Source organism: Streptomyces sp. NPDC048523 (assembly GCF_043199815.1).
Taxonomy (GTDB): domain Bacteria; phylum Actinomycetota; class Actinomycetes; order Streptomycetales; family Streptomycetaceae; genus Streptomyces.
On the sequence record NZ_JBICWQ010000004.1, the window covers coordinates 176623 to 190120 of the forward strand.

Annotated in this window: 10 protein-coding genes and 1 pseudogene; 10 read left to right on the forward strand and 1 reads right to left on the reverse strand. The window is 70.0% G+C overall.

Going from position 1 to position 13498, the window contains the following annotated elements:
* The first annotated feature begins 1 nt into the window (after nucleotide 1).
* The 6 genes and pseudogenes from ACGFWE_RS21680 to ACGFWE_RS21705 all read left to right on the forward strand — a co-directional run bounded on the left by ACGFWE_RS21680 (nucleotide 2) and on the right by ACGFWE_RS21705 (nucleotide 7157).
* Nucleotides 2-1321 (forward strand): NAD(P)/FAD-dependent oxidoreductase, encoded by a 1320-nt coding sequence (locus ACGFWE_RS21680; protein ID WP_393601011.1) that lies wholly within the window; start codon nucleotides 2-4, stop codon nucleotides 1319-1321.
* Between the two features lie 54 nt (nucleotides 1322-1375).
* Nucleotides 1376-2860 (forward strand): cytochrome ubiquinol oxidase subunit I, encoded by a 1485-nt coding sequence (locus ACGFWE_RS21685; protein ID WP_393601013.1) that lies wholly within the window; start codon nucleotides 1376-1378, stop codon nucleotides 2858-2860.
* Nucleotides 2860-3900 (forward strand): cytochrome d ubiquinol oxidase subunit II, encoded by a 1041-nt coding sequence (locus ACGFWE_RS21690; protein WP_393601015.1) that lies wholly within the window; start codon nucleotides 2860-2862, stop codon nucleotides 3898-3900. The genes ACGFWE_RS21685 and ACGFWE_RS21690 overlap by 1 nt, the downstream gene beginning before the upstream one ends.
* Nucleotides 3901-4006: 106 nt before the next feature.
* Nucleotides 4007-5784: pseudogene (locus ACGFWE_RS21695) on the forward strand (cation:proton antiporter).
* A 273-nt stretch (nucleotides 5785-6057) separates the two neighbouring features.
* Nucleotides 6058-6477 carry a hypothetical protein gene (locus ACGFWE_RS21700; RefSeq protein WP_393601017.1) on the forward strand — a complete coding sequence of 140 codons (420 nt, stop codon included), beginning with the start codon at nucleotides 6058-6060 and terminating at the stop codon, nucleotides 6475-6477.
* 116 nt (nucleotides 6478-6593) lie between these two features.
* Nucleotides 6594-7157 carry a gluconokinase gene (locus tag ACGFWE_RS21705; RefSeq protein WP_352386812.1) on the forward strand — a complete coding sequence of 188 codons (564 nt, stop codon included), beginning with the start codon at nucleotides 6594-6596 and terminating at the stop codon, nucleotides 7155-7157.
* A 5-nt stretch (nucleotides 7158-7162) separates the two neighbouring features.
* On the opposite strand, the gene ACGFWE_RS21710 is transcribed toward ACGFWE_RS21705, so the two are convergent.
* Nucleotides 7163-8137 carry a DUF389 domain-containing protein gene (locus ACGFWE_RS21710; protein ID WP_352386810.1) on the reverse strand — a complete coding sequence of 325 codons (975 nt, stop codon included), beginning with the start codon at nucleotides 8135-8137 and terminating at the stop codon, nucleotides 7163-7165.
* A gap of 134 nt (nucleotides 8138-8271) precedes the next feature.
* Between ACGFWE_RS21710 and ACGFWE_RS21715 the strand changes: the two genes are divergently transcribed.
* From ACGFWE_RS21715 to ACGFWE_RS21730, 4 genes are all read left to right on the forward strand, one after another.
* Nucleotides 8272-9204, forward strand: a complete 933-nt coding sequence (locus ACGFWE_RS21715) for a cyclase family protein (RefSeq protein WP_393601019.1) — start codon at nucleotides 8272-8274, stop codon at nucleotides 9202-9204.
* Nucleotides 9205-9500: 296 nt separating this feature from the next.
* The gene (locus ACGFWE_RS21720; RefSeq protein WP_393601021.1) at nucleotides 9501-10415 is read left to right on the forward strand and encodes a YhjD/YihY/BrkB family envelope integrity protein; all 915 of its coding nucleotides are present in this window, start codon (nucleotides 9501-9503) and stop codon (nucleotides 10413-10415) included.
* A 79-nt stretch (nucleotides 10416-10494) separates the two neighbouring features.
* Complete coding sequence (locus ACGFWE_RS21725; RefSeq protein ID WP_393601023.1) at nucleotides 10495-12081, forward strand: GMC oxidoreductase; 1587 nt, start codon at nucleotides 10495-10497, stop codon at nucleotides 12079-12081.
* Nucleotides 12078-13496, forward strand: coding sequence for a DUF2252 domain-containing protein (locus ACGFWE_RS21730; protein WP_352386802.1), 1419 nt, complete (start codon nucleotides 12078-12080; stop codon nucleotides 13494-13496). Before ACGFWE_RS21725 ends, ACGFWE_RS21730 begins: the two co-directional genes overlap by 4 nt.
* Nucleotides 13497-13498: the final 2 nt, after the last annotated feature.

Below are 13498 nucleotides of genomic sequence, written 5' to 3' on the forward strand. Positions count from 1 at the left end.
GGTGCAGGATCACATCACGCCCCGCCGGGTGGTGATCCTCGGCGGGGGGTTCGCCGGACTGTTCGCCGCCCGTGCCCTGCGGAAGTCACCGGTCGCGGTGACCGTGGTCGACCGCCGCGCCCACCACCTCTTCCAGCCACTGCTGTACCAGTGCGCCTCCGGGATCCTCTCCGAGGGGCAGATCGCCCAGCCGCTGCGCGGGGTCCTGCGGCGCCACCACAACGTGAGGTGCGTGCTCGCCGAGGCCACCGACGTGGATGCCGGCGCCCGGCTGGTCCACGCCCGGCGGCCCGACGGCGGAGTCCTCGTGCTGCCGTACGACGAACTGATCCTCGCGGTGGGGATGCGCCAGTCCTACTTCGGGCGCAACGAGTTCGCCGCGCATGCTCCCGGCATGAAGACCCTCGACGACGCGCTCGAGATCCGCCGACGGATCTACCGGGCGTTCGAGATGGCCGAAACGGCGGCGAACGACCGCGAACGGCAGCATTGGCTCACCTTCGCGCTCGTCGGTGGCGGGCCGACCGGTGTGGAACTCGCGGGACAGATCCGCGAGATCGCCGGCCACACCCTCGACCGGGAGTTCCAGAAGATCGACTCCGCCACGGCGCGGGTGCTGCTCTTCGAGGGGTCCGACGCCGTACTGGGCGCGTTCGGCCCGGCACTGGCCCACCGCGCGGCCCGAACGCTGCGGGGGCTCGGTGTGGAACTCCACCTGGGCACGAGGGTCACCGACCTCGACGCGCGCGGCCTGACGGTACGAGACCACGACGGCAAGGCGACCTGGTTCGGCGCGCGCACCGTGCTGTGGACGGCGGGCGTCGAGGCGCCGCCGATCGCGACCGCCCTGGCCCGTGCGACCGGTGCCGAACAGGACCGGGCCGGACGCATCCTGGTCGAACCCGACCTCACCGTTCCCGGCCATCCGGAGATCCGCGTCACGGGCGACGTGATGAGCCTGAACCATCTGCCGGGCCTGGCCGAGGTCGCCATGCAGTCGGGCGCCTACGCGGGCCGGACGGTGCGGCATCAGGTCGAAGGCAGGACGAAGAAGCCGAAGCCCTTCACGTACGTGGATCTCGGCAGCGCCGCCTACATCGCCCGCGGCCGGGCCGTGGTCAAGGCCGGTCCGCTGCATCTCTCGGGCTTCAGCGGCTGGCTCGTCTGGCTCTTCATCCACCTGGCCTTCCTCACCGGCTTCCGCAGCAGGCTGGGAGCGGTGCTCAGCTGGTCCGTCGCCTTCGCCACCGGCTCGCGCCGCGAACGCGCCTTCACCCTGACCGACTCCGACGCTCCTGCCGCCGGGCCACCCCCTCAATGAACCCGTCCTTCCCCAGCCCCGCCTGCACGTACGGGGCAGACCTCCGAGGCGTACATGTTCCGCTCAGCGGTCCTTCTCGCGAACACGCCGGACCAACTCCTGCCGGCCCGCGAGCTGATGGCCTTCACCCTGGCCTCACACATCCTGCTGGTCCCGTTCGGTGTGGCACTGCCGTTCATCACCCTGCTGATGCACCACCGGGGGCTGCGACGCAACGATCCCGTCGCCCTCCTGCTCGCCCGGCGCTGGTCGGCGGTGATGGCCGTTCAGTTCGCCATCGGCATCATCACCGGCACCGTGCTGTCCTTCGAGTTCGGCCTGCTGTGGCCCGGCATGATGGGCCGCTGGGGCGACGTCTTCGGCCTCGGGTTCGGCGTCGAGGCGTGGGCGTTCTTCCTGGAGGCCGTACTGATCGCGATCTACCTCTACGGCTGGCGCCGGCTCAAGCCCTGGACGCACTTCTGGCTGGCCGTACCGCTGCCGCTCGCCGCCCTGATGGGCGCGTTCGGCATCATCGCGGCCAACTCCTGGATGAACACCCCCCAGGGGTTCAGCCTCGACGCCCAGGGCAAGCCGGTCCATGTCGACGTACGGCAGGCGATCTTCACACCGATCTTCGGCCCGGAGTACTGGCACTTCGTCGTCGCGATGCTCCTGACCGCCGCCTACGTGGTCGCCGGTGTGTACGCGGTCGGCTGGCTGCGCGGGCGCCGGGACCGATACCACCGGCTCGGATTCACGTTGCCGTTCACGGTGGCCGCGATCCTCACACCGGTCCAGTTCATGCTCGGCGACTCCGCCGCTCGCGCCGTGTTCCACAAGCAGCCGATCAAGTTCGCCGCCACTGAGATCGTCTGGAAGACCGACACCCATGTGCCCGAGTACATGTTCGGACGGCTGAACAGTGACGGGACGATCTCCGGCGGACTCAGGATCCCCCAACTGGACTCGATCCTGGCGGGCTTCAAGCCCAGCACGCAGGTGACGGGACTGACCTCGGTGCCGGCTGCCGACCGTCCCACCGCCGTCCAGGCCACCATCGCCCACTGGGCCTTCGACATCATGGTCACCATCGGCAGCCTCCTCATCCTGCTCGCGCTCTGGTACGCCTGGTCCTGGTGGCGGCACCGGGACAACCCCGGTGGCCGCTGGTTCTACCGCTGCGCCGCGCTCGCGGGCGTCTCCTGCCTGGTCACCGTGGAGTGCGGGTGGATCACCACGGAGGTCGGCCGTCAGCCCTGGATCGTCTACAACCACATGCGGGTCTCGGAGGCGGTGACCAGCACCCACGCCTCGGGGCTCTGGACCATGCTCGGCATCGTCATGGCCGTGTACGCGCTGGTGTTCGGCGCGTTCCTCGCCGTCGTCCTGAAGATGCGCACCCGATGGCGCATCGCCGACGAGGGCTCGGCCGTCGCCCGCGCCGATCTTTCCCCGGAGGCCGACACCCCGTACGGGCCCCGAAGCGAGCCCGAACCCGCAGCCACCGGGGCCGCGCCCGACGGCGGGTCCGGCCACACGTCAGGCGGTGCGTCGTGATGGCCGAGTTCATCGCATGGGTACTGGTGCTCGCGATCGCCGCCTACGCCTGCGCCGGAGGCACCGACTACGGCGCCGGCTTCTGGGACCTCCTGGCCGGGGGCGCGGAGCGCGGCAAGCGGCCCCGCCGGCTCATCGACCACGCGATGGCACCGGTCTGGGAGGCCAACAACGTCTGGTTGATCTTCGTCCTGGTCATCATGTGGACCGGCTTCCCGACGGTGTTCCAAGCCGTCTTCTCCGCCCTGTGGCTGCCGCTCGCCCTCGCCGCCGTCGGCCTGGTGCTCCGCGGCGCCGGGTTCGCCCTGCGCAAGCCGACCCGACGCCTGGCCCAACGACGCATCTACGGGGCGATGTTCGCCGTCTCGTCACTGGTGACCCCGTTCTTCCTGGGGGCGGTGCTCGGTGGCATCGCCTCGGGCCGGGTCGAGGTCGGCACGACCGCCTCCGCGGACGCCTGGGCCAATGGAACCTCCGTTCTCACGGGCCTGCTGGCCGTCGCGGCCACCGCGTTCCTCGGGGCGGTCTTCCTCTGCTCCGACGCCCTGCGGTTCGGCGCGCACGATCTCGTCGACTACTTCCGCGTACGGGCACTGATCGCCTTCGGCGCCGTGGTGGTCCTCGCGCTCATCGCCCTGCCCGTCACCCACGACGACGCCCGGTACGTCTGGGACGGCCTCACCGGGGGCCTGGGCCTGTTGCTGATCATCCTGGCCGGGGTCTGCGGACTGGCGACGGTGCTGCTTCTGCTGCGCCGGTCCCACGGCTGGACCCGCTACACCTCGGTGGCGAGTGTCGCCCTGACCGTCGGCGCCTGGGGCTGCGCGCAGCGGCCCTATGCGCTGCCCACCTCGCTGACGGTGGCCGAAGCGGCGGGCGCCGCCCCCACCCTGCGCTGGCTGGTGATCGTCACCGCCATCGCGATCGTCCTGGTCGGTCCGGCGCTGGTAGTGCTGTACCGGCTCGACACGATGGGCGAGCTGGAGGAGCTCACCGACGCCGACACCGGTGCCGTCCGAGCAGCGGGGGACAACCTGTAGCGCCGCAGCCTGTTGCTCGTCCGCCTCGGCCCCGGTGAGCAGAGCCTCCCGACCCGATCCACGGCAAGAGCACCGACTCGTCCAGCACGCATCGAAAGGCCCTTCTGTGACAACGGACCAGGTGCTCATCGGCGTGGGCCTGATCCTCGTCCTGGCCGTCGGATCGCAGGTCCTGGCAGGCCGCCTGCGCATCCCTGCCCTCATTCTGCTGCTGCCGGTCGGCTTCGCCGCGGGCGCGCTGATCGACGACGTCGATCCCGAGCAGCTGCTCGGGGCGGCGTTCTCACCGCTGGTGTCGCTGGCCGTCGCCGTGATCCTCTACGACGCGGGCCTCGGGCTGAATCTGGCGAGGCTCAAGGGCCACACCCGCCGCGTCGTCGTCCGGCTGCTCTGGATCGGTGTCCTGATCACCTGGTTGCTCGGCACGCTCCTCGCCGCGCCCCTGCTCGGGATGTCCCGACGTGCGGCCGTCATGATCGGCGCGATCCTCGTGGTCTCGGGACCGACGGTCGTAGGACCGCTCCTCGGCTTTGTGCGACCGAAGGACCGTCTCCAGCACATCCTGACCTGGGAGGGCTCCCTCATCGACCCGGTTGGTGGCGTACTGGGAGCACTGGTCTTCCACGCGGTCCTGGCGAGCTCGGCCCGCCACCTCGGCAGCGGAGCGGCACAGTTCCTGGCCAGCGTGGGCGTCGGAGCGGCCGGAGGAGCCGTCGGGGCGGCCTCGCTGTGGCTGTTGTTCCGGGTACTGCGGCTCGGCGAGGTCCTCGGCACCACAGCCCAACTGGCCGCGGTGATCGGTGTGGCGGCGCTGTGCGATGTGCTGCGGGACGACACGGGACTCATCGCCGCCGTGGTGATGGGCCTGGCCGTCGCCAACCTTCCGGGCATGAGCGCACCCGCACGCCGGCCGTTCTTCGAGACCCTGGTCAGCCTGATCCTCGGCCTGCTCTTCATCTCCATCTCTGCCACCGTCACCCCGCACTCACTGCGCCATGTGTGGCTGCCCGCGCTCGGCCTCGCCGCCTTTCTGGTGGTGGTCGTCAGGCCGCTGGTCGCGGCCGTGTCCACCCTCGGCACCGACCTGACACGCGGCGAACGGGGCTTCGTCGGCTGGATGGCCCCGCGCGGCATCGTCGCGGCCGCCACGGCCTCGACGTTCTCGGCGGGCCTCGTCGCCAAGGGGATCGACGGCGCGTCGAAGATCCTTCCGGCCTCCTTCGTGGTCATCGTCGCGACCGTGACGGTCTACGGCCTGACCGCCTCGCCCGTCGCCCGGCGCCTGGGCGTCGTGCGCCCGTCCCGCTCGCGGCCCCTGCTCGTCGGAGGTGCCCCCTGGGTGGTCGACCTGGGCGTGGCCCTGAAAGCGGCAGGACTGGAGGTCCTGATGTGGGCAGGGGAGGAGGAACAGCGCGACCGTATCCGTCGGGCGGGGATCGAACTGGCGCCCGGTGAGCTGCTGGGTGCCGCCACGGGCGGGGCCGCCGAGCTGGAGGGCATCACGGCGGTGTACTTCCTCACCGCCGAGGACGACTTCAACGCATTGGCGGCGGTGCTTCTGCGGGGCAGCGTGGAAGGTACGGTCCACCGCCTGAACGCACCGGCCGACAGCCAGGGCGTGGTGGCACCGTTCATCGGCGGCGAGGTTCTGTTCGGCCCGGATCTGACGTGGCCGACGTTCTCCCGTAGATACGCGGAAGGGGCAACCGTGCTCGGGCAGCCGGCCGACGACGCCGTGCGGCCCGGCAGCGCTCCGCTGTTCCTCGTGCGGCAGGACGGCCGCCTCGATCGGTCACGGCAGGCAGCACACCGCTGCCCCGGCCAGGAGACACGGTCGTCCTGCTGACACCGGGCGGACGGGCCGGCGAGAGCCCGCAAGGGTGATCGGGCCGTCGGCCGCTCGGAGCCCGTCATCTGCCGGCCCAGGTGGTTGTTCTCAGCGTAAGGCCGACGACGCTCGCCCCGAGCCGTGCGAAACCAGTGGCAATACCGGCCGACTTTCAGCAGGGCGCAATTCTCGGTGCACAGATTTCTTTTATCGAACACCGTAGGCACCTGTGCATGTTCTGCCGGTCGGCGGTTCTCGTGGCACGCTGAAATACGGGCCACCGATCGGTTGCAGGTCAGTGGTGAGGTCGATGCTGGAGGACCCGAGAAATGACTACAGCGGGAATGCACCACCACCGAACCGGGGGAGTGTGGGCGTCCGGTTGGACCGCTTTCGCCGGGGTCATGATGATCTTCGGCGGAGCGATGGCGATTGTCGAAGGCATCGCCGCCATCGCCGAGGACGACGTGTTCGTCACCACTCGCAACTACACCTACAACTTCTCTCTGACGAGTTGGGGCTGGATCCACCTCGTCCTCGGCGTCCTCGTCCTGGCCGCCGGCATCGCCCTCTTCGGTGGAGCGCTCTGGGCGAGGGTGATCGGCGTCGCGCTCGCGGGCCTGTCGATGATCGCCAACTTCATGTGGCTGCCGTACTACCCCGTCTGGGCCGTCGTGCTGATCGCCGTGGACGCCTTCGTCATCTGGGCGCTGTGCGCCGGAAGGAGCCGAGAGGCCCGCACCGGCTGATCCCGCTGAACCGGGTCGGAAGGCGATGTCGTGATAAGTGACGTGTGGCGATCCGGACTCGCGGCTCCGCGGCCGGCCGGTCCGAAGACGGCGCCCGGCCGCGAGTCGGAGAGCCCGTGACCGGGACCGGTGAACCTGTGACCCGCACCGCCCACGGGTCGCCGTGCGTGGTGGTCCTGGGGGCCTCGGGTTCCGGGAAGACCACCGTCGGCAAGGCGGTCGCCGAGCAGCTCGGAGTGCCGTTTCTCGAGGGCGACGACTTCCATCCGGCAGCGAACATCGCGAAGATGAGCGCCGGCCACCCCTTGGACGACGCCGACCGCGAGCCCTGGTTGCGCGCCCTTGCCGAGCGCATCCGTCAGTCCGCCGAGGCCCACGAAGGGCTGGTCATGGCCTGTTCGGCGCTCAAGCGTGCCTACCGGGACGAACTTCGGTCGGCCGCAGGTGCCGGGCTGTGGTGTCTGTATCTCGCCCTGGACCGGGCCACCGCGCGGGACAGGGTGTCCCGGCGTACCGGTCACTTCATGCCCGCCGTGCTGGTCGAGTCGCAGTTCGCGACGTTGGAACCGCTGCAACCGGACGAGCCGGGCATGACCCTGGACGCCACCGCCGATCTTCCGGAGCTTCTCAGCCGGGTGCGGGCCGCTGTCGCACGCAGCGACAGGCGCGCGGGCAAGTGAGCGGATCAGAGGGCCTCCTCTGCCGTCGGCCCGGCTGCCCGCTTGCGTCGGCGTGCGCTCACCCGGCGCCAGATCGCCCGCTGACACTTGAGGGTGCCGGTCCCGACCACGATCAGTACGACGATGTTGAGCAGCAGTTGCAGCAGTGAGCCCCAGGCCTCGTTCCAGCTGGCGAACGCCGTCGAGACGCCGATGTCGGCCGCCGCCGGAATCGTGGTCACCGAGATGAAGACACCGAGCAGCGCGCTCGTGCGGGCCTCGGCCAGGGAGACGATGCCGACGATCCCTGCCAGCACCGCCACCGCGGCGGAGAAGAAGTTGGGGGTGTCGATCAGGCTCGACACGGGCCTGAGCCCCAGTTCGAAGGCTTTGGGCTGCAGTCCGAAGCCCCGGACCAACAGGGCGAAGAGCAAGGTCGCGGCGACGGCCAGCAGGAAGCCGACGAGCAGCGCCTTCAGGCCCTGCTCGATCGGCGGCCGGGCGCGGTGGTCGATACCGAGCGCGATGCTGGTGATGGCCCCGTACTCGGGTCCGACCACCATGGCCGCGACGATGAGGATCTGCGAGTTGGTGATGATGCCCACCGCGCCGATGAGCCCGGCGATGACCAGGAACAGGTAGAAGCTCGGCGGGTACCTGCCCTCGGCCCGGATCCGGGCCTCCACCTGCTCCCACACCGGCGCACGCAGGCGGGCCCCGAGTTCCTCGGTCCCGGTCCTGGCCGCGAGGTCCGAGAACACCGTGTCCACCGGCTCGAGCACGAGGGTGCCGCGGTGTTCCAGGCCGAGGTCCCGCAGGCCGCGCAGCACCTCGTTCGCGGCTCCGGTCAGCACGTCGCACTCGATGGCGTCGCCCTCGGGGTTGCTTACCCGGCCCGTCTGCAGATGCAGATTCAGCACGCAGGTCTCGGCGCTCAGCAGGGCCATGGTGCGTTCGGTGAGGTCCGGCGGGCACACCGCTCGGACATGGATCATGTCCATCCGGACTCCGCGGATCGGTTCGGTTCGGTGCGGCGGCCTGCGGCCCCGGTCGGGGCGCCCATCCATTAACACGGCGGTCCCCGGCCCCGGCAACTCGGCGTGCCGGTGTCCGGCGCCTGTCGGAGGGTGGGGGTATGCGAACGCCCGACGAGCTGAGCGAAGGCGATTTCCGGTCGCTGTACCGCCGCCTGCGTGCCACGGCCCCCGGCGGTGGCACTTCCAGGGGTGCCCTGGACACGATCACCGGGGAACAGGTGCGGGCGGCCGTCCGCGAGGTGCGGTCGGGACGTACGCTGTCGCTCGCGGCCCCGGTGAACACCCGCCCCGGACCGGACGACCCCGATCCGGCCGAGCACCGGCTCACGGCGCCGGCGGACGCCGAACCTGCGGAGAAGGGCCTGGAATTCGCGCGGGACCGCTTCGCCATGAACATCCACGGTGATGTGAACAGCCACCTGGACGCACTGTGCCACGTCATCTACGACGGCACCCTGCACGGCGGTGCACCGGCGGCGGACGCCCTGTCCCCGGCCGGAGCGAGCGTGCTCTCCGTCGACCTGGTCCGCGACGGCATCGTCGGGCGCGGGGTCCTGCTCGACGTTCCCCGGTTGCACGGCGTGCCCTGGCTCGAACCCGGAACGAGCGTGACGGCCGAGGACCTCGCCGCGGCCGAGGCGCGGCAGGAGGTCCGGGTGGGCCGGGGTGACATCGTCCTCGTACGCGTCGGGCACCGCCGACGCCGTGAGGAGCTCGGCCCCTGGGACGTGTCCGACGCCCGTGCCGGACTCCACCCGACCGCCATGGAGTTCCTGGCCGAGCGAGAGGCGGCCGTACTCGGCAGTGACGGCAACAGCGACACGGCCCCCAGTCCGGTGGAGGGCGTCGCGTTTCCCGTGCACGTACTCGCCGTCCACGCGATGGGACTGCATCTGCTCGACTACCTGCGGTTCGAGGACCTCGCGCCGATCTGCGCGGGGGAGGGCCGCTGGACGTTCCTCTGTGTGATCGCCCCTCTCCGGCTGCCGACGGCCACCGGCTCCCCGGTCAACCCCCTCGCGATCCTGTGAAGGCAGACGGCAGACGGCAGACGGCAGAGGGCAGAGGGGCGATCGCCCGGCGTCCCAGGATTCAGGCGGTCAGCTGGTGGACGCTTTGCCCACCAGACGGCGACTGTCCGGTCCTGTGGTCCGCCATGTGCGCAGCCGGACTCGGCCCGAGGCCCCCCGGAAACGCCGCCACCACCCGCCTCACCCGTACGGCACAGTCGTGCCCGCGCCGCGGGCATCGTCGGCCGCCCGGGGCGGCACTCTGGTGAGGCGGTCGCGCCCCGGGCGTGACGCCCGGACCGGACAGCGGGAGCAGCATGCGCGCAGACAGAGAATCCGGCTCGCCCGCGGACGGCGGGAAGAGCCGACGGCGCGAACGGGCGGCGGATCTGAAGGGCCGACTGCTCAGGTTGCGCAGCACCGCCGAGGAGCGCTTCCCGGTGATCACCCGCCTCACCGCCCACCTGATCGCGGTGAACCTGCTGGACTCCGCGACGCGGCTGGCGGCCCAGGCCTTCCTGACCGCCGTACCCCTGCTCTTCCTGGTCGCCTCTCTTGCCCCACAGGGCCTGCGCAACCAGATCATCGACTCCGTGCACGACCTTTTCGGCATCCACGGCGCCGCCGACCACGAGCTGCAGAAGGTCTACCAGGCCAACCCCGCCGATCTGCAGCAGAGCACCGGGGTCGTCAGCGCACTGATGGTGCTGCTCTCCGCGACCGCCTGCAGCCGCGCGATGCAGCGGTTGTGCCAGCGGGCCTGGCGGTTGCCGAGTGCGGGCGCCCGTGTCGCCGCGTGGAGATGGCCTGTGTGGATCGCGGTATGGCTTGTCGTCGTCGTTCTGCAGGGGCCGTTGCGGGAGGGGTTCGGCGTCGGACTGTGGCTGGGCGTGCCGCTCCTGCTGACCGTGGAGGTGGCCGTGTGGTGGTGGACCCAGCACCTGCTCCTGGCCGGTCGCCTTCCCTGGATGCCTCTGCTTCCCGGGGCGGTCCTCACCGGGGTCGCCCTGACCGTGCTGTCGGTGATCGCGAAGTTCTACGTGCCGGCCGCGCTCAACCGCAGCCTTGACCGGTACGGGTCGCTCGGCGCGGTCTTCACCGTGCTGTCGTGGCTGATCGGACTCTGCGTCGTGGTGGCCGTCTCCATCACCGTCGGTGCGGTCATCGCCCAGGAACCCGCCGCGGCCCGACGTCTTGGATCACCCGCTCGGCCCAACTCGCCGGAAAAGTAACCCGGGGATACGTTGGTAGTGGATCAGGAGCCCTTTCCACCCGGCGGGACCGGAGCATGCTCCGAGGACGGTGGCCGGAATGACCGACGAATTCCACTACGACGTCATCATCATCGGTACCGGTGCGGGCGGCGGCACCATCGCCCACCGCCTGGCCCCGACCGGAAAACGGATTCTCCTCCTCGAACGCGGCGACTATCTGCCCCGAGAACGCGACAACTGGGAATCCACCGCGGTCTTCGTCAAAGGCAAATACCGCGCTCCGGAGTTCTGGTACGACAAGAACGGAAACCAGTTCCCGCCCGAGGTCAATTACTACGTGGGCGGCAACACCAAGTTCTACGGCACCGCCCTTTTCCGCATGCGCCCCGAGGACTTCGGCGAACTCCGGCACCACGACGGCATCTCCCCGGCCTGGCCACTGAGCTACGACGAGTTCGAGCCGTACTACACGCAGGCCGAACACCTCTACCTCGTCCACGGCAGGCACGGCGAGGACCCGTCCGAGGGCCCCACCAGCGCCCAGTACGCCCACCCGCCGGTCCAGCACGAGCCGCGCATCCAGCAGCTCAGCCACGATCTGGAGAAGCAGGGACTGCACCCCTTCCACCTCCCGATCGGGGTGAACCTCACCCAGGACGACCGGGGCCGGGCCACACACACCAGTGCCTGCATCCGCTGCGACCGGGTCGACGGTTTCCCCTGCCTGGTCGGCGCCAAGTCCGACGCACAGGTCATCTGTGTCGATCCCGCTCTCGAACACGCCAACGTCGAGATGGTCACGCACGCGGACGTGCGGCGCCTCGACACGGACGGGACCGGCGGCAGTGTCACCTCGGTCGTCGCGACGGTGGGTGACGGGGACCCCGCCACCGTGAAGTACAGCGCCGACATCGTGGTCGTCGCCTGTGGTGCGGTCAACTCGGCCGCCCTGCTGCTGCGTTCGGCCAGTGACCGGCATCCGCAGGGCCTGGGCAACAGCTCGGACGTGGTGGGCCGGCACTACATGCGGCACAACAACCTCGCCCTGATGGCCGTGTCCAAGGAACCCAACGACACCAAGTTCCAGAAGACCCTGGCGCTGCACGACTGGTATCTGGGATCCGACGACTGGGACTACCCCCTCGGCGGCATCCAGATGCTGGGCAAGTCCGACTCCGAGCAGATCCACGGCGAGGCGCCCCGCTGGGCCGGGGCCGTCACTCCCGACATGCCCTTCGAGGTGCTCGCCCACCACGCGGTCGACTTCTGGCTGTGCGGAGAAGATCTGCCTCTCGCCGAGAACCGCGTCACCCTGGACCGGGACGGCGGCATCCATCTGGCGCTCGACGAGAAGAACAACGTCGCCGGCCTGAAGCACCTTCGGCACAAACTGCAGGGCATGCTCGGTCACTTGGGCATGCACGAACACCACCTGCTGTCGCACAGCATCTACCTGCACAAGGGCATGCCCATCGGCGCCACCGCGCATCAGGCGGGCACCGTCCGCTTCGGCAACGACCCCGAAAGCTCCGTGCTGGACGTCAACTGCAAGGCGCATGACCTCGACAACCTCTACGTCGTCGACACGAGCTTCTTCCCGAGCATCGGAGCGGTCAACCCTTCATTGACCGCCATCGCCAACGCCCTGCGCGTCGGCGACCACATCGCGGAGCGACTGCAATGACGCCGAACCATCCGGACAGCGGCCACATCCGGCACCGCACACCTCAGGAGCGAGCCCAACGCGGCAAGGCCGCCCGGTCGTCCGTGCCCCGCTCCAGCCACGCCGAGTTCGCGCCCACGGTGAAACGACCCGACCCGGTGGACATCATCGACGCGCAGTCCGCGACGCGGGTTCCCGAGCTCGTACCGATCCGCTACGGCCGGATGACCGAGTCGCCGTTCCGCTTCTACCGCGGTGCCGCTGCCATCATGGCCGGGGACCTCGCCGACACGCCCGTGTCCGGGATCAGGGCGCAACTGTGCGGGGACGCGCACCTGCTGAACTTCCGGCTGCTGGCCTCGCCCGAGCGCCGCATGATGTTCGACATCAACGACTTCGACGAGACGCTGCCCGGCCCGTGGGAGTGGGACGTCAAGCGACTGTCCACGAGTTTGGTCATCGCGGGCCGGGCGAACGGCTTCAGCACCAAGGAACGGGCCGGCATCGTCCGGGCGACGGTGCGCTCCTACCGCGAGTGGATGCGACGCTTCGCCAAGGAGGGCAACCTCGCCGTGTGGTACGCCCAGTTCGACGAGACGTGGGTGCGGGAGCACTTCGGCGCGGAACTGAGCGCACGGGGCCGCGACCGGTGGTCGCAGGCGGTGACCAAGGCACGCAGCCGGGACGGTCTCCAGGCCTTCGGCAAGCTCACCCACATCGTCGACGGCCAGGTCCGCATCGCCCCGGTTCCGCCGTTGATCACCCCGCTCCAAGACCTGCTTCAGGGCGTCCAACGCGACGCGCTGGAGAAGGAGATCCACCGGCTGATCGAACGGTACGGCCGCACCCTGCAGTCGGACCGGCGCTCCCTTCTGGAGCAGTACCGGGTGGCCGACATGGCCCGCAAGGTGGTCGGGGTCGGGAGCGTGGGCACCCGCTGCTGGATCGTGCTCCTGCTCGGCCGGGACGACCAGGACCCGCTGCTGCTGCAGGCGAAGGAGGCCGACCAGTCGGTGCTGGCACCCTTCGCGGGCGCCAGTGCCTACGGTACGCAGGGCGAGCGCGTGGTCTCCGGCCAGCGGCTCATGCAGGCCACCAGTGACATCTTCCTCGGCTGGGAGCGGGTCGAGGGGATCGACGGTCGCCGACGTGATTTCTACGTACGGCAGTTGAGGGACTGGAAGGGCATCGCCGAACCCGAGGCGATGGTGCCGGCCGGAATGCGGACCTTCGGCGAGCTGTGCGGCGCCACGCTGGCCCGCGCACACGCGCGGTCGGGCGACCGGATCGCCATCGCCGCGTACCTGGGCGGGGGCGACTCCTTCGACCGAGCGCTGGTGACCTTCGCCGAGCGTTACGCAGACCAGAACGAGAAGGACCACCAGGCACTCGTCGATGCCGTCCGTACGGGACGGGTAACGGCCCAAGCGGCCTGACG

Bases quoted from the DNA above. Each gene is read 5' to 3' on its own strand.
- ACGFWE_RS21730 (WP_352386802.1), top strand. From the start codon at position 12,078: ATGACGCCGAACCATCCGGACAGCGGCCACATCCGGCACCGCACACCT.
- ACGFWE_RS21720 (WP_393601021.1), top strand. From the start codon at position 9,501: ATGCGCGCAGACAGAGAATCCGGCTCGCCCGCGGACGGCGGGAAGAGC.
- ACGFWE_RS21690 (WP_393601015.1), top strand. From the start codon at position 2,860: ATGGCCGAGTTCATCGCATGGGTACTGGTGCTCGCGATCGCCGCCTAC.
- ACGFWE_RS21725 (WP_393601023.1), top strand. From the start codon at position 10,495: ATGACCGACGAATTCCACTACGACGTCATCATCATCGGTACCGGTGCG.
- ACGFWE_RS21710 (WP_352386810.1), bottom strand. From the start codon at position 8,137: ATGGACATGATCCATGTCCGAGCGGTGTGCCCGCCGGACCTCACCGAA.
- ACGFWE_RS21685 (WP_393601013.1), top strand. From the start codon at position 1,376: ATGTTCCGCTCAGCGGTCCTTCTCGCGAACACGCCGGACCAACTCCTG.
- ACGFWE_RS21700 (WP_393601017.1), top strand. From the start codon at position 6,058: ATGACTACAGCGGGAATGCACCACCACCGAACCGGGGGAGTGTGGGCG.
- ACGFWE_RS21715 (WP_393601019.1), top strand. From the start codon at position 8,272: ATGCGAACGCCCGACGAGCTGAGCGAAGGCGATTTCCGGTCGCTGTAC.